Genomic DNA, 16,428 nt, shown 5'->3' with positions numbered 1-16,428 from the left:
AAGCCAACCTAAAGAGATTGGCTAAAGCATTAATAAAGGAAATTTTTACATCAGGGAGTAATCGTTCCAGGGAATAACGCTACTATAGCAGTGCTTATCTGAACTGAAACTTAACTCTTTTAATTGTTAAAAAATTTTCTTTATATTATGTGTTTTTAATATTAATAAAATCCACAATATGCTTTAGGCAAAGGTGTTTTATCTGTTATCGCAAAATTAGGAAATAAGTCTATTATTTCGAGGTATTGCTCTTGATTTCGCATTTTAAATAATGACATTGCACGCAAGTGGTGATGGTTTATTTGTGGCTCTAATGCCATTAACTCGGTTAAAAAAGCTAATCTCGCCTCTTCAGTAAATTTACTGAGCTCTCTCAGAAATAAATATAATAAATCATCAGATAAATTGTATTCATCGAGTAAAACATTTTCAGATAATAAGTATTTTAATAGTATTAGGTTTCTTTTTTGAATCGCTAAGTGAAGCAGAGTGGTACCTTGTTCATCTATATAATCTAAATCAAAACCCGCTTCAACAAATGATTTTATACTTTCAATTTTAGTAGCAGAAAAATATCGATAGTTAAATTTACTTTGGTGCAAATCGCTATTTTGTAGTTCTGAATAATATGCCGTATCCCAGCCTAAAACTTGATAAAAAAGCCATCTTTTTTGTTTCATTGAGTATTCTTTACTTTCTGCGATACTTATTGCTTTATTGATATCTTTCTCATTGAGAGCTTTAAAAATTTGCTTGGTGCTAGGTGAGTTCTCAATTACTTCTATGCGAAAAGGGTTCTCTTTTTTAAAGTAACATGTGGCTAAAATAGGATCTATCTCTTGTAGATTTTCTTTAGTGATAGGTATTTTATTTTCAGAAAGCTGATTTATAAAGTGTTTAAGAGGTTTTGGTTTCCAACTGTCTTCTATCTTGGAGATCATTTTACGGCAGTTATGAAAAGTCGAAATTGAGTTTTTGATTGATGTTTCTTTAGTTACATTCTTTGAAATTTTTGTTGTTATTCTTTGTATTAATTCTGACTGTTTATCAACAACTAATGTTTTACGTTCAGATATTTGTATTAAATCTAATTGATATTCTTCATATAGCTTTTTAATTTCAAGCTCTTTGAATTGATAGAATTGACGGGGAAAGTCACCCTTAATTTCAAATTCGTTCTTTACACTAAATCGTGCTTCTGCTCCTAGATGGATTAATTTTTTTACAATATTTATGCTTTTTAAAACTTTTTCCTTTTGATCTTGATTCCAAAATTGAACCATTAAATTTTTTAGTGCCCACTCCATCGTCGAACCTAAATACAGATCATTTGAAATTGTTGCACCATGATCTAGTAAGAATTCAACAACAGAGTCTTTATTATAATTTACGGCATAATCTAATAGTGATATTGCATCAATTTTATCGTAGCCTATAATTTTATTAAGATTTTGATTGTTAAGGGCTTCAATTATTAAAGGTTGGGGTATGTTTTCTTGTGTGATTAACCATGCTATATCATCAACTGTTAGAGTTAAGCGCTTAAGCAAATTATGCGCATCATGGTAGTTTAAATCGTTTATTTTTTCGAGGTCGGGCAAGGGTACTGCTTTTTCAATATGAAAGAAACTTGGTAAGTCTGGTATTAAATCTTTTATATGATTTTTTATGTCATTATTGCTTTTGTTGAGTGTTGAGCCTTTTCGGAGTTGCTCTACCCGCCAACTGGATGCAAAATTACTGTTTTGAATGTGTTCTATTGTCAGTGTTATATCATCGACATGATAGTCATCGGCTAAGAATTTTTCCCAATTTATATTTCTTCCTATCTGATTCTTGTGTTTTTGATATGTTTTTATAAATTTATCACACTGATTGTAGGATTCAGGCTCGAAATTAGTCGTCTTTTTGCTTTTTGTATTATTTAACTGAGAAGCCATTTGAAAGTCGTTAGCTTTTATTAAGGTTGTTTTTTGATAGGTGCTATTGACATTTGAGGTTGTCACTAAGGTGCAAAGCAATAATGCGATTAATGCTAATACAGTAAATAAAATCCATTTTTTCATTTTTATCCTTTTTTAAGCGTATTATATTGCAAGTAAAAAAAAAGCCAACTTAAATAAGTCGGCTAAAGCATTAATTTAATATGCTACAAGGGAATTTTTACATCAGGGAGTAATCGTTCCAGGGAATAACGCTACTATAGCAATGCTTACCTGAACCGAAACTTAACTCATTCCCTATTAAAATAAAATTAACGTCTATTTTTTCTTGCGCGAGAGCGACGCGCAAGTTTTTCTTGCGCTTTAGCTTCTAATTGCGCAGCTTTTTTAACGCGCATTTCAGCTACAATCACTTCTTCTTCATCACGCATCTTAGGTGTTTCCATGGTCACACGACCGATAATGCCATCTCTTAATTCATTGATCAGAATTTCAGACATCTTATGGGTATCAACCTGGTTTCCTGAACGAATACAACCACGTTTTTTGCCCGCCATTTCAACAAACTCCCAGTCATTTTCTGGTAAGTCTTCAATTTTATAGCGTTTTGTTAAAAGCTCAGGGTAAGAAGCTAATAAATATTCAGCAGTATAACTGGCTACTTCTTCATAATCATGGGCAGTATCTTTGATAGCACCTGTTGCGGCTAAGCGAAAGCCTGAATTCTCATTTTCAACTTTTGGCCATAACATGCCTGGTGTATCGTAAAGCATGATGCCTTCATCAATTTTAATACGTTGCTGTGCTTTAGTTACCGCTGGTTCATTACCTGTCTTAGCTACTATACGCCCTGCTAATGTATTGATCAGCGTAGATTTACCTACATTTGGAATACCCATAATCATGGCTTTAATTTGTTTATCAGCGCCTACTTTTAAAGGTACTAATTTTTTACACAGGTCAGTAATGCGTTTAACTTCACCTGCTTTGTTGGTATCTAAAGCTAAAGATTTAACACCCGTTTCTTGCTCTAAATAACTCATCCAATCATTTGTTAACTTAGGATCTGCTAAATCGGCTTTATTCAGTATTTTAATTACAGGTTTATCGCCACGTAATTCACTGATCATTGGGTTTTCGCTGCTGTAAGGAATACGTGCGTCCAGTACTTCAATGATCACGTCCATCTGCGGCATGATCTCACTTATTTCGTTACGGGCTTTATTCATATGCCCTGGGAACCACTGGATAGCCATTTATTTACTCCTCACTTTAAATTCAGATTGTATTTTAACTGGCGATAGTGTCTTGAGCCAACATTATTCAGGTATACTGGCACAAATTTTTAAAATTCTCTTTTTTAAGGTACTTAAAGTGGCACTTAAAGCAACAATTCTCAAAGTAAAACTATCGCTAAGCGATATGGATAGACATGTTTATCAAGATTTTAGTTTTACTGTTGCCCAGCATCCGTCTGAAACAGATCAGCGTTTAATGGTGCGTATTTTAACTTTTGCTTTAAATGCTTGTGAAGGATTAGAGTTTACCAAAGGGCTATGTGAAGAAGACGAGCCAGAGCTATGGCATGTAAATTATTCAGAAGAAATAGAGCTTTGGATTGATTTAGGGTTACCTGATGAAAAACGTGTAAAAAAAGCCAGTAACCGCTCTAAAAAGGTGCGTGTTTATTCATATGGCGAAGGTGCACAAGATATTTGGTGGCAAAAAAATGCTCAGAAGTTAAATAAAATGGATAACTTAGAAGTATTTAGCTTACCTTTTGCAACGACTCAAGAGTTAGCTGGCATGATCGGCAGAGGCATGCAGTTATCCGTGACTGTTCAAGATGGCCAGGTATGGTTTTCAGATGAAAATAGCAGTGTTTTAGTAGAACCAATTCAACTGAAATAGTGCTTTAAATAAACTTTGATTACAAAGTAATTTCAAATAATTACATTTGTTCAGTTTTGATTCAGCGCAGATCCGCTTTTATATAGGTAAGCAAACATAAAAGCGGAATACACAAATGCGTTTATTTACAGTTACATTATTAATAGCAGTTTTGAGCAGTTTTACTGCCTCGGCAGAAATACTCACTAAAGCTTCCCCTAGTATTAAAGTTCAGCAATCTGTAAAAAAGCAGAATGCAGTTAAAAGTGCAGTTAAAAACTCAGTTATGAATCATCAAGAGCCAATTTGGTTTTATGATGTAACGAGTGAGGCATACCAAGATTTAGATCAAGATGGCTATTTTCAAAATTTAGCCTTAAATTTTGATTTAGATACGGATTATTCAAGTTTAGATGTATTTGTTGATATCGCATTTATAAATCAAAACGGTATATCAGAGCTTGTATATACATCTGATTTATTTACCTTAAATGGTGATTCAGATAAAGATAACCAGCAGTTTGACTTTCAGTTTTTTGATTTATTGCCTACAAACTATTATCAAGTTTATATTACAGTGCGAGATGCTTACTCTTCAGAGGTTTATTTAACTGCCAATCATAATGATTTTTATGCATTAGAAGACTTACCGTTAGAAGGCAGTGTATATGATCAAGATAATGAATTATCTATTTATTCACTTGCAATTCAATACCATCAAGATATAGATAATGATCAGTATTATGAAAATTTTACTTTAGCGATTGATGCCGATACCACATATGGTTATCAGAATGTTGTTGCTGATATTGTGATTGATGGTCAATTATTTTACTCAAGCAATGCTTTTACTATTTATGCTGATTCAACAGAAGATAAGCAGTATTTTGATATCAATCTACAATCAGGTTTTGTGAGTGGTTATTATGATATTGAAGTTGTTTTAAGAGATGCTGATTACGGGCATGAATTACATTATATCAGTTCTAATTCATGGGCTAATTTAGCTGGACTTGCTTTAGAGTCTAAAGAGTATGTTCAAGAAGAGTATGTTGAAGTGGTACATAGTTCAGGTTCGGCGGCATATATGCTATTAGCTTTAGTTGGGTTTACATTTTATCGTCGCAAGTAAGATGACATAAGATAATTGAGCCTCTAAACTCAAATAGAGATTGATAAGGACATAGTATTAATTTGAATATACATACAGCAACAAACTACCAAGTGAGTGAGGTATCAGATATGCAAGTCATCGTATTACATGGCTTGTATATGTCAGGTTTTGTGATGAAACCTTTATGCCACCGATTGGCAAAATCAGGTGTAAAAATATTAAACCTGACATATAAAAGCCGTGACCCTGATAGTAACCAAATTTTTACCCAGTTAGATGATTTCATAGTAAATAAACCAACAGTATTAGTTTGCCACTCATTAGGTGGCTTAATTGCGAGGGCGTATTTAGAGAACAATTCTGAATCATCGCAATTTATTACTAAAGTGATTACTCTAGGCACGCCACATAAAGGTAGTAGCATAGCAAAACAAATGCATGAAAAAGGGTTAGATAAACTGCTTAAAAATAGTGTGGAGTATTTGTTATCTCCAAATAATGATTGGCCTTTTAAGGCTAAGCTTTACAGCATTGCGGGCGATTTACCTTTAGGTCTAATGCCAATACTTGAAAGAGGCAGTGAGTCAGATGGCACAGTATTATTAGATGAAACTAAGCTTAAAGGCATGGCCGAACATAAAGTATTTCACTTAAGTCATACAAGTCTGATTTACTCTCGCCAAGTAGTCAGTTATATACAAGGTATTTTATTATCAGAATAAAAACAGTAAAAACTCGGTCAAGTAAGTTAGTTATTATTGAATCGAGTTATTATGAAACACCTTATATCACATCAAAAAGCCATATTAATATTATTATTAACCTCATTTATTTTAATGGGGTTAAGTACTTATTTAATTGGTGACCACAAATCTATTAGCTTTACTGCTGACTTTTATAGTCTTAATGGGCTATTGCCAAATACTGTATTTGTTTTAATGGCAGCAGTCGTTTTTATCATTTGTGCAGTTTTATCTTTTTCTGCTTTAAATAATCAAAAAGTAACGCTTTGGCTAGGTTATTTACTGATCTTGGTTAGCTTAGTGCCTTTATTGACTTTGTTAAGTGATAAAGTATGGATTGCTTCATTAGGGGGCTTTCCTGCAATAGGCTCAGGGCAAGGCATTATTAAATATTTTGCATTGTTTACGATAGGTTTTTATTTAATTAAATCTGAAAAGCTTTCTAAACAGCAGCTTATATGGCTTAACTTTTTTCCCGTTGCTTTAGTATATATCTGGATTGGTGGCATGAAGTTTACGTTAATTGAGGCGCAAGGTATTGAGGCTTTAGTTAAAAGTTCTTTTCTAATGTCGTGGTTATATCACTTCTTTGATTTGCAAATGACCTCAAATCTTATTGGCATATATGATTTAGTGATAACACTGTTACTAGCTATCAGTTTATATACCAAACGCTATCTTATTTTTACTTTGTTATTAGCAAGTACGGTATTTTTAGTGACGCAGACTTTCTTATTAACATTTAGCGGCTCTTTATCTGCAAGTACCTTATTAACAGGCACTGGGCAGTTTGTTATTAAAGATCTGTGGTTTATCGTTAATCTAATTATTATTCACCAGCTTAGTAGCGCATCAACACTATAAAATAACATTGTATTTCGTGGCTTTTATCACTCATAATTAAAGCCACGATATATCGCGTAATGGAATAAATAATAGTGGCACACCCAATAAAGCAATTTTTAGCAGACTCTGAATTATTACTAAACGCTGTAGGTGAAGGTATTTATGGTTTTGATTTAGATGGCAATGCGGTATTTATTAATCCAGCAGCTGAACGTATGACAGGCTGGAAAGCAAAGCATTTATTGGGTAAAAACATCCATAAATATCATCATCATAGTCATGCTGATGGCAGTGATTATCCAGCCGAAGAATGTAATATCTATAATACAATGCGCGATGGTATTGAACGTAAAATTACCCATGAAGTCTTTTGGCGTCAAGATGGCACGAGTTTTCCTGTTGAATATACATCTACACCGGTTCATAAGGATGGCAAGTTAATAGGTGCAGTTGCAGTATTTAGAGATGTAAGCCAGCAAAGGGAAACAGATCAGGCGTTACGCGATGCATTAAAAACAGTACAACAACTTACGGAAAAACTCCAAGCCGAAAATACTTACTTACAAGCTGAGATAAATGAAGGCTGGGCTGATTCTGGCTTAGTTGGCAAAACTGATTGTTTTAAACAAATGTTGTCGCAAATAGAGTTAGTAGGGCAAACAGATAGTACAGTATTAATTTTAGGTGAAAATGGCACAGGTAAAGAAGTCATCGCTAGAAATTTACACCAGTTAAGCGCTCGATGCCACTCTCCATTAGTAAAAGTCAATTGTGCGGCATTTACTGCGAGTTTATTAGAATCTGAACTATTTGGTTATGAAAAAGGGGCTTTTACAGGAGCAAATGAAACCCGTAAAGGGCGATTTGAGCTGGCACATAAAGGTACTTTATTTTTAGATGAAGTTGGCGAGCTTCCGTTAGAGGCACAAAGTAAACTTTTGCGGGTTTTACAAGAAAGAGAATTTGAACGAGTGGGCGGTAATCAAACTATTGCTGTTGATATTCGTATTATTGCTGCTACTAATCAAAATTTACTCAAAATGGTTGAACAAGGTAAGTTTAGAATGGACTTATATTACCGTCTTAATGTTTTTCCGATTGAGGTGCCTGCATTAAGGCAACGTATTGAAGACATTCCTGCTTTAGCTAAAAGCATATTACATCAACTTAATCAAAAGCTACATAAACAAGTCGAGGGTATTAATAATCGCAGTTTAGATAAATTAATGCGTTATAACTGGCCGGGTAACATTCGTGAATTACAAAATATCCTAGAAAGAGAAATGATTTTATCTACAGGTAAAATTCTGCATATTAAACAAAATTTTAATATCAGTAAAAACGTGCCAAACATTACGAAAGTACCACTAGCTGAAATTGAAAAACGTTACATTTTAGAAGTATTAAGTGAATGTCGCTGGCGCATAGGTGGTGAACAAGGTGCAGCTCAAATATTGGGTATGCCAGATAGTACTTTGAGATCTCGAATGAAAAAATTAAATATAAGTCGTAATTAAAGCGCGATATATCGTGCGTATGTGATATATCGTGTTTTCTTTAATTTAACATTAGATTTATTTTAAATAAAATCAATGGTTTATGGTGGTGCCTTCTTGGCTCGATATTTGATTATAACTAAGTGAATCCGTCACTAAGTTGTAGCAATATGAAATTCGATATTAAAGAAGAAGATATGATCATCAAGCCCTATAAAACCGATGGGCCGATCTATGTTAGAGAACAAAAAGGATATTTTCAAAAAATTCGCAGAATCATGGGTTGGATACTCATGCTTAGCTTCATCCTGATCCCTTTTATTCAATACAATGGTCAGCAAGCCGTTTTATTAGATGTTGCACAGCAGCAATTTCGTATCTTTGGTGTCACTTATTGGCCACAAGACTTCATGATATTAGCTTGTTTGTTTATGGGGGCTGCTTTTGCTTTATTTTTTATCACGGTTTGGTTAGGCCGTGTTTGGTGTGGCTATATGTGTCCGCAAACAATTTGGACTTTAGCATTTATTTGGGTTGAGCATAAAATTGAAGGCACACGTAATCAAAGGATCAAATTAGATAAATCTCCTTGGTCAGCAAGTAAAGTTAGTAAAAAATTTGCTAAACATAGTGTTTGGCTCATTTTATCTTTATTCACAGCAACAACTTTTATGTCGTATTTTATTCCAGCATCTGAATTATATAGTGAAATGTTCACATTTGAATGGTCAGGGATCACCAGTGGCTGGGTATTTTTATTTGCTATTTGTACTTATGGTAATGCTGGCTGGTTAAGAGAAAAAATGTGTATTTACATGTGTCCATATTCTCGTTTCCAAGCGGTCATGTTTGATAAAGATACTTTAATTGTTGCTTATGATACGGCACGAGGCGAAAACAGAGGCCGTCGTAAACGTAAAGAAGATCCTAAAAAACTTGGTTTAGGTGACTGTGTTGACTGTAACTTATGTGTTGAGGTATGTCCTGCAGGTATCGATATTCGTAATGGTATGCAGTATGAGTGCATTAACTGTGGTTTATGTATTGATGCATGTGACGATACGATGGATAAATTTGGTTATGCAAAAGGTTTAATTAAATATACCAGTGAGCATGCACTATCTGGTAAAAGCGTCAGTAAATTTAGGTTGAAGCTTGTAGGTTATGGTGTATTTACAGTTCTATTATTTGTACTTATGGGTTTGTGGGCATTTAATCGTGTGCCGTTAGAGACATCGATATTAAGAGATCGTAATGCACTTTACCGTGTTAATTATGAAGGTTTAGTTGAGAATACTTATACTTTAAGAATTATAAACAAAACACAAAAGCCACTGCACTTTAATATTACATCAGACGGCGTATTAGGTGGCATACTCGATGTATCAAAAGACATTAAAATTGGTCCAGGGGTGATGCATCGAGTCCCTGTTACCATCACCGCTGACGGATATGATATTAAAAAGAAAATAACAGATGTGAATTTTACAATTCAATCGGTAGAAAACCCAGATATTAAGCTAGTTAAAACATCTCGGTTTTATAAAAATTAGCATTGTGTATTACAGGTAATTAAACCCAACTTATCTTGTAACCATAACCCACTTATATAAAAATAAGTGGGTTATTTTTTATTTCATCATAAAACCATCAGCTTTTTATCATCTAAAAATCAATTTAATAGCAGTGACTTAAGGGATAGTAACTTTGAATTTTATATTAAATAATTGAGAGTATTATGAACGATATTAAAAACGGATTTAATAAATATATATTGCTGCTATGTTTCTTTTTCATCTTTAATTGCAGTCATTTAATGGCAAAAAATATAGAGCAGCCTGTGGTATTGCCAAGTAAACTTGCTAATCATGATGTTAAATTTAAAGTGTATTTACCTGATGGTTATAAAGATGACTCTGATGAGCGTTATCCTATATTTTATACAACAGCAGGAGGCAGTCGAATAAACGTTCTGAAAGAACAATTAGCTTGGTTGAGCCATGTAGGTTTTGGTGCTTTACCTAAAGTGATTATCGTCACAGTGCCTTATATTGAAATTGAAACAGATATGGAGCCTAAATATATTTCTGCCTCAGGTATCAATAGTGATTTAACTATTGAAGTTTTAAATCAAGAAGTGATGCCTTATATAAACAAACACTTTAAAACACATCCGTTTAATATTTTAGAAGGCTTTTCTAGTAGTGGTAATTTTCCTTTATATGTTTTAGCTAATAAACCTGAACTATTTAATGCATATATTAGCGTAAGCCCTGCTTTAGCTTTGGATAAATCAGGTTTATTGGCTAAATTTGATAATCGATTGGCTTCGCCTGATTATAAAAATAAAAGTCTATATTTAAGCCTAGGCAGCTTCACTAGTAATGCCCCTTTATTTGAGGGATTAGAAAAGAAGTTAAATCAATATGCGCATAATAATTTAACTTGGCATACAGAAGATTTTCGAACAGATAATTATATGACAGGGCCTATGGTAGGTGTATCTAAAGCGGTGCAAAAACTATTTTCAGACCGTAGTCCTTCAGATATGACGCAATTTAAAGCATCTGGGGTAAAGGGTGTAGAGGTTTATTACGATAATTTAAAAGCGAAATATGGTTATGAGTTATCTTCAATTAATACTTTGATGGATTTAAGTGATATGCAAATAGAGGACTCTAAATATACTGATGCGATTAAAACTCTTAAACTGGTAGTCAATCAATCACCAGAAAACGCTTATTACTTAACACGTTTAGCAAAAGCGCAATTGGCCGCTAAGAAGAATAGAGCGGCTAAACAGACTTATAATAAAGCGCTTATTTTAGCTAAAGCAAAGGGTGATGACGAAAGCATTCAATTTATCCAAAATAAATTAAAGGTATTAAAATTATAATATTAGTTTGCTACTTTCAATAACACTAAATCTTTTTGCTGTGGGGCGTAATTGTCTGACAGCATTTTCATTTCTAAAGGATTGAAATCAGTCATAAACAGAGAGTTTAAATCAAACTGCTGAATAATATTTGCTTGGTCTTTTATCGCATCATATTGCCAAATATTCTGTTGCTTATCTTGTATATACAATATGTTGTTGCGCCAGTAATAGCGCCACTGCACTGTTATGTGATCTAAATCTTTAATTATTTGTTTTTGATTATTAACTAGTTTAAAAATACGTCCTTGATGATCGTTCATAACCAAAGCATTGGTTGATGTTTTTTGTGCCCAATAGTTTTCACCTATAAATTCGACAGTAAAATCTAAGGTTTTTAAGTTAAGCGATATGATTTTTGGCTGTGTTTTATTAGACGCTTTATCAAATATTAATGCGTTAACTAATAAATAATCAGAGTTTCCATCTTGCCACCATTGGTAAATATCTTTGACTTTAAAATTGAGTTTTAATGCTTTTTCAGGGTTGTTTAAGGTTTTAGTCCAAACTGCATTATCTGTTAAAAAGGCTAATTTATTGCCATTTGTAGACCATACAAAAGTACTTATTGGTTCATTTTTGATATCCGTTAATTGTTTTAACCCTTGGCTGCTATTGATCCAAATTTGATCATGCCCTGTTCGGTTTGATATCAAACCTATATTTTGAGTGTTTGGTTGAAACTTACTTGAATATTCCTTTTTTGTAGAGCGTTCAACCACGTGATCAGTAAAGTTATCTGAATTAGTTTTATCCCATGTACGTAATCTAACATCCATATCTTGTTGGCCTAATACTGCAAGTATATCGCCATGAGAATTAAATGGCTGTGCAGAAAATATTGTATTAGGTGTCAGTATCTCTGTGGTATTCATTAGGCCTGAATTATCAAACCAATATATTTTTTTATCTGCGGCAATTATTAGTTTGTTTTCATTAAACCATTTTGGCTGAGCTTGATTTAAATTGCTCATAGGTAAAGGGTAGTGATTAGTTGTGATTAGCTTTGAGTTTATGAGGTTGAGTGCAGAAAATGATAACTGGTATTTATCGTTAATAGATTGAGAGATAACAGCCATGTGTTGTGAGAGCGGGTTATAGGCGAAGCTGATTGGCTTTTTAAAATCAGTGGTAAGTTTTGTTTGTTTATTTGATAAAACATCAAATAATACAAATTCGCTATCGGCTATCTTATTTGTTTTTAGTGTTATTAAAGTATTACTATCAAGCCATTGCGCATCATGATAAAAGCTATTTTCACACGGAATCAGTTGTTTTACTTTTTTGGTTTCAATGGTGAGTTGCATTATAGATGCGCATTTTGTGTTATTAAAAAATCGTACTTGTGAGTAAGTAATAGATTGATTATCTGGACTGAAAGAGAGTCCACCTTTGAAGCGCGTATCAGTTAATAAAACAGATTTTGTTTGAGAAGGTAAGTGTTTAATAATTAATTGAGATTTATCTGAAAATTCATCATCAGCTTGGGTATTAATATATGCGAGCAATTGTTTGTCATGAGATAGGGATGGCATGCTCTCTATACTGTCAGAACTTGTGAGTGACTCTATTGTTTTATATTGCTTTTCAAAACCATTAAATGATGTCACTAAGTAAAAACCAATAAAGAAAATAATTGCAGTGACCAAAAACACATAGGGTTTAGATTGCGTTGATGAATGCTTTCTATCGGATTGTGAACTTGTGTTTGTCTCATCAATTAAGTTATTTAGGACTGGGGCTGATAAAGAGATATTAGCAACTAAGCTATAACCTTTTTTTGGGTGTGTTTTGATCACTTCTTGTGTTTTTGCATCATCTGAAAATAGCTTTCTTAGTTGTGCAATACAGCGCTGAAGTGCATTGGGTGCAACTACGACATTTTCCCATACCGTATCTAAAATAAACTGTTGTGAAACAACATCGCCATTAGCTTCAACTAGTACTTTTAAAACAGCTAATATTTTTGGCTCTATAGAGGTGGTACGCGCTGGAGAGATAAGTTCGCTGCGTTGCCAATCTATTTTGTTGCCATTTATCCAAACAGGTTTCATTTAAGCCCTAAAAATTTAAATCTCATACAAAAATCAATCACAAGGTATCATGAAAGGTCATAATTTCTAATAATAATAAATGAATAAAGTCACATATATACAGATTACTATTTTCAAACTAATTAGTTATCTAATTGTTTTTATTAGTTAAACTTTAAATAGAGATTAAAAAGAGAAAGATAGATTTGTATACAAATTATATTTTTGCTCAGATGTACAATAGATAAAAAGATTAAGAGATATAAAAATTGAAAACTCATATTTTACTGTTCACAGGCTTCTTAGCTTGTTTTACAAATTTAGTATCAGCGGCAAAATTATATAATGATGGGCCTTATTTGATTGATGGTGATAAAGCTTTGATGGAATATCAAATTAACAACAATCAACTCAAGATCTATGATTATAAAGGTGATTTATCAATCCCTAAAACATTTAAAATAAATGAAAAAGATGTATATAACAATGCAGAAAAAATAGCTGCGATTAGTGATATACATGGCCAAGTTAATATTTTTATACAGTTACTTGAAAAAAATGGTGTGATTGATGCCAACCATAACTGGACTTGGGGTAAAGGGCATTTAGTTATTACAGGTGATATTTTTGACCGTGGTGATACTGTGACTGAAGCATTATGGCTAGTATATAAATTAGAGCAACAAGCAGCAAAGGCGGGCGGTAAATTACATTACTTATTAGGCAACCATGAATATATGGTTTTACGTGGTGATGAGCGTTACTTACATGATAAATACGTTTATACACTTAAGGTGATTAATCGTGATTTAAAAGCGCTTTTTGCAGAAGATACGGTATTAGGTCGTTGGTTGCGTAGTAAATCAACAGTTATTAAAGTAAATGGATTTGTATTTTTGCATGGCGGTATTCATCAAGATTTTTTAGATTTAAATCTAAGTTTAGAAGAGGCTAATGCACAGTTTAGAAACAGTATAGGTCTGAGTAAAAAAGAGGTAAAATCTCATGATATATATAAAGTGCTTCACGCATCAACTGGCCCAATCTGGTATCGTGGATTCTTTAAAGAGGACGAGTTAGACCAAAAACAAATAGAAAGCTTATTAAAGCAACTAGATGCGAAGCGCATTGTTGTTGGTCATACTTCGATGAAGCAACTGGAAACCCGTTTTAACGATAAAATTTTAGCAATTGATGCCTCAATAAAAAAAGGTAAAAGAGGCGAGTTATTGATTTGGCAAGATAATAAATTTATTCGTGCTGATATACAGGGAAAACAATCGTTGTTGTTTAACTAGATAAACTCTAGAATAAATAAAAAGAATCATAAAAAAGAATTTTCTTTGAATTTTATCCGCGGTTGTTTATTAGGTTTAACTTTTATTTTCATCAATGCAGCTTCTGCCGATGAAGATATATTTTCTCTATCTTTAGAAGAGTTAGTCGAAATAGAGGTTACTTCGGCTTCTCTTTTTAAAGAATCCCTCGCAGATGTGCCTGTGCCTATTACTGTGATCACCGCTCAAATGATAGATGAAACCGGCGCTCGCAATTTAAAAGATTTATTAACCACCTTTGTACCAAATTTCACTAGTGTAGAAGACCAAAATGAGCAAAATGTAGCTGCTCGAGGTGTATTTACGTCTTCACAGCAAAAAATGTTAATCATGATTGAAGGTCATAGATTAAATAGCCGTAGTTACTCGATGGCAGCACCTGATTACGGTATCAGTTTAGATAAAATCAAACATATAGAGATCCTGAGAGGTCCGGCTTCTTCTTTATATGGCAACGTTGCATTAACCGCGACTATTAACATTATTTTGAAAAAAGGTAGTGAGTTAGATTCAACTCAAGTAACCCTTGGGTTAGCTAAAAATAATACGCAACAAGTTAATTTCTTACACGGTCAAACTATCGCTGATTTAGATGTACTTGCTTGGGGTCAGTATTTTAAAAGTGAAGGGGATACAATTAATATTCCTAATAGCCCTATTTATTTATCTAAGACAAGCCAAAGTGATAGTGCCATTATTGGTGGTTATGATGATCTACCTAGCTACGATATAGGCGCTAAAATTAAAGATGATAATTGGAGCTTGTATGCCAATTGGCGAAGGGGTCATTATATAGAGCCTTTTTCTGGAGGCGGTAAAACTGGTGAGCCTTATGATTATGATGATTATGCAAAGTTAAATGGCATAGGGCCAGGTTTAGGTTGGCAATCGCAACATTATAATTTTAGTTTTGATAAGCAACTTAATAATTGGTTATGGCATCAAGAAATATACCTGGATGAAAATGAGATTAATTCGTTAGTGATAGTGAACCCTGAAACAAAAACTTATTCGGCGCCTTCATGGCGAGAGCGTTCAGTTGGTTTGATCTCTAGTATTAATAAACAAACTCAAAATGCTAATTATTTAATTGGTTTTCAGTATGACGCTATGAAGATAAAAGATAGCGAACTGTTAACTTCTTTTGAAGGCTCAGACTTATTACCTATTGAGGGTAGAGCTGATTTATTACCAAAAGCAAAGGAGTCTATCGCATCAATATTTGTGCAAATGAAATATAGATTAAACGACTTATGGCTTGCTAATATTGGGGCGAGATATGATTATAAATCCCGTTATGAAACTGAAAATATTGAAGATTTCAGCCCGAGATTGTCTTTGGTTTATAACAAAAGTGAACAATTCAATTTAAAACTGTCTTACGCATCGTCATTTGTAGATGCAACTTTTTGGAATCGCTTTAGTACCTTGCCCTCTTTTCAAGGAAGTGAAAACTTGAAGCCTGAAAGGTTAGAGTCTATACAGCTAACACCCACATTTACACTTTTAGATCAAAATCTAATACTGTCTACCAATATTTATTATAACGAATTGAGCGACTTTATTTTTAGGGATAATAACGCTGATATTTTAGGTCCAAACTATATCAATGCCGGAGAGCTAAAAAGCTGGGGTTTAGAGTTTGAAGGTCAATATCAACATAAAGATGTGAGTTTAAAAGCTGTGATAGGTTATCAAAAAGCGATTAGTTCAGAAAATTATGGTGAAACTGACGGCGATGTTCATAACGTACCAAGCTTAACTGCAAACTTCATCAGTACGATAGCAGTATCACCGCAAAGTGATTTTAATTTAATTATTCGTTATATCGGCTCGCAAATGTCACCTATTTTTATGGAAGGTGAGGCCAATGCTAAAGATTATAGTGTTGATCCTGCATTAGTATTAAATGCAAATTACCAACATCAAATCACATCTGACTTTAATATTGAGTTTAATTTACATAATGTATTAGACCATCAATACGAGCAAGGCGGTACGACAGTGCATCCTTATCCTCAGCAGGGACGAAGCGCTAAAGTCTCATTGAGTTATAAATTCTAAAACTACTTAAAATAGATATAAATAAAT

Annotated in this window: 12 protein-coding genes; 9 read left to right on the top strand and 3 right to left on the bottom strand. The window is 33.4% G+C overall.

Features of this window, described 5'->3' with window-relative positions:
- Positions 1 to 161 precede the first annotated feature (161 nt).
- Positions 162 to 2,066: an ankyrin repeat domain-containing protein gene (locus KO527_RS00460; RefSeq protein ID WP_216038462.1), complete on the bottom strand. Its 1,905-nt coding sequence runs from the start codon at positions 2,064 to 2,066 to the stop codon at positions 162 to 164.
- 188 nt (positions 2,067 to 2,254) lie between these two features.
- Positions 2,255 to 3,199 carry a ribosome biogenesis GTPase YlqF gene (gene ylqF / locus KO527_RS00455; RefSeq protein ID WP_216038461.1) on the bottom strand — a complete coding sequence of 315 codons (945 nt, stop codon included), beginning with the start codon at positions 3,197 to 3,199 and terminating at the stop codon, positions 2,255 to 2,257.
- Positions 3,200 to 3,317: 118 nt separating this feature from the next.
- Here ylqF and KO527_RS00450 point away from each other — a divergent pair, with 118 nt between their 5' ends.
- The 7 genes from KO527_RS00450 (at position 3,318) to KO527_RS00420 (ending at position 10,928) form a co-directional block, all read left to right on the top strand.
- A complete protein-coding gene (locus KO527_RS00450) occupies positions 3,318 to 3,854 on the top strand; it encodes a YaeQ family protein (protein WP_216038460.1) in 537 nt (178 codons plus the stop codon).
- 115 nt (positions 3,855 to 3,969) lie between these two features.
- Complete coding sequence (locus KO527_RS00445) at positions 3,970 to 4,965, top strand: choice-of-anchor H family protein (RefSeq protein WP_216038459.1); 996 nt, start codon at positions 3,970 to 3,972, stop codon at positions 4,963 to 4,965.
- Between the two features lie 110 nt (positions 4,966 to 5,075).
- Positions 5,076 to 5,669 (top strand): alpha/beta hydrolase, encoded by a 594-nt coding sequence (locus KO527_RS00440; protein WP_216038476.1) that lies wholly within the window; start codon positions 5,076 to 5,078, stop codon positions 5,667 to 5,669.
- Between the two features lie 51 nt (positions 5,670 to 5,720).
- A complete protein-coding gene (locus KO527_RS00435; RefSeq protein WP_216038458.1) occupies positions 5,721 to 6,554 on the top strand; it encodes a DUF417 family protein in 834 nt (277 codons plus the stop codon).
- Between the two features lie 74 nt (positions 6,555 to 6,628).
- Positions 6,629 to 8,053 carry a sigma 54-interacting transcriptional regulator gene (locus KO527_RS00430; protein WP_216038457.1) on the top strand — a complete coding sequence of 475 codons (1,425 nt, stop codon included), beginning with the start codon at positions 6,629 to 6,631 and terminating at the stop codon, positions 8,051 to 8,053.
- A gap of 149 nt (positions 8,054 to 8,202) precedes the next feature.
- A complete protein-coding gene (gene ccoG / locus KO527_RS00425; protein ID WP_216038456.1) occupies positions 8,203 to 9,585 on the top strand; it encodes a cytochrome c oxidase accessory protein CcoG in 1,383 nt (460 codons plus the stop codon).
- A 263-nt stretch (positions 9,586 to 9,848) separates the two neighbouring features.
- Positions 9,849 to 10,928 carry an alpha/beta hydrolase-fold protein gene (locus tag KO527_RS00420; protein WP_216038455.1) on the top strand — a complete coding sequence of 360 codons (1,080 nt, stop codon included), beginning with the start codon at positions 9,849 to 9,851 and terminating at the stop codon, positions 10,926 to 10,928.
- Between the two features lie 2 nt (positions 10,929 to 10,930).
- On the opposite strand, the gene KO527_RS00415 is transcribed toward KO527_RS00420, so the two are convergent.
- Complete coding sequence (locus KO527_RS00415; protein WP_216038454.1) at positions 10,931 to 13,021, bottom strand: winged helix-turn-helix domain-containing protein; 2,091 nt, start codon at positions 13,019 to 13,021, stop codon at positions 10,931 to 10,933.
- Positions 13,022 to 13,269: 248 nt separating this feature from the next.
- Between KO527_RS00415 and KO527_RS00410 the strand changes: the two genes are divergently transcribed.
- Complete coding sequence (locus KO527_RS00410; protein WP_252733301.1) at positions 13,270 to 14,298, top strand: metallophosphoesterase; 1,029 nt, start codon at positions 13,270 to 13,272, stop codon at positions 14,296 to 14,298.
- A 45-nt stretch (positions 14,299 to 14,343) separates the two neighbouring features.
- On the top strand, positions 14,344 to 16,401 hold the full coding sequence (locus KO527_RS00405) for a TonB-dependent receptor (RefSeq protein ID WP_216038453.1): 2,058 nt from the start codon (positions 14,344 to 14,346) through the stop codon (positions 16,399 to 16,401).
- The last annotated feature ends 27 nt before the right edge of the window (positions 16,402 to 16,428 follow it).

This window comes from Pseudoalteromonas sp. C2R02 (genome assembly GCF_018860845.1).
Lineage (GTDB): Bacteria > Pseudomonadota > Gammaproteobacteria > Enterobacterales > Alteromonadaceae > Pseudoalteromonas.
The sequence above is the reverse complement of the archived record's forward strand: the minus strand, read 5'-3'. Positions and strand labels throughout refer to the sequence as shown.

Bases quoted from the DNA above. Each gene is read 5' to 3' on its own strand.
- KO527_RS00435 (WP_216038458.1), top strand. From the start codon at position 5,721: ATGAAACACCTTATATCACATCAAAAAGCCATATTAATATTATTATTA.
- ccoG (WP_216038456.1), top strand. From the start codon at position 8,203: ATGAAATTCGATATTAAAGAAGAAGATATGATCATCAAGCCCTATAAA.
- KO527_RS00420 (WP_216038455.1), top strand. From the start codon at position 9,849: ATGGCAAAAAATATAGAGCAGCCTGTGGTATTGCCAAGTAAACTTGCT.
- ylqF (WP_216038461.1), bottom strand. From the start codon at position 3,199: ATGGCTATCCAGTGGTTCCCAGGGCATATGAATAAAGCCCGTAACGAA.
- KO527_RS00415 (WP_216038454.1), bottom strand. From the start codon at position 13,021: ATGAAACCTGTTTGGATAAATGGCAACAAAATAGATTGGCAACGCAGC.
- KO527_RS00460 (WP_216038462.1), bottom strand. From the start codon at position 2,066: ATGAAAAAATGGATTTTATTTACTGTATTAGCATTAATCGCATTATTG.
- KO527_RS00440 (WP_216038476.1), top strand. From the start codon at position 5,076: ATGCAAGTCATCGTATTACATGGCTTGTATATGTCAGGTTTTGTGATG.
- KO527_RS00445 (WP_216038459.1), top strand. From the start codon at position 3,970: ATGCGTTTATTTACAGTTACATTATTAATAGCAGTTTTGAGCAGTTTT.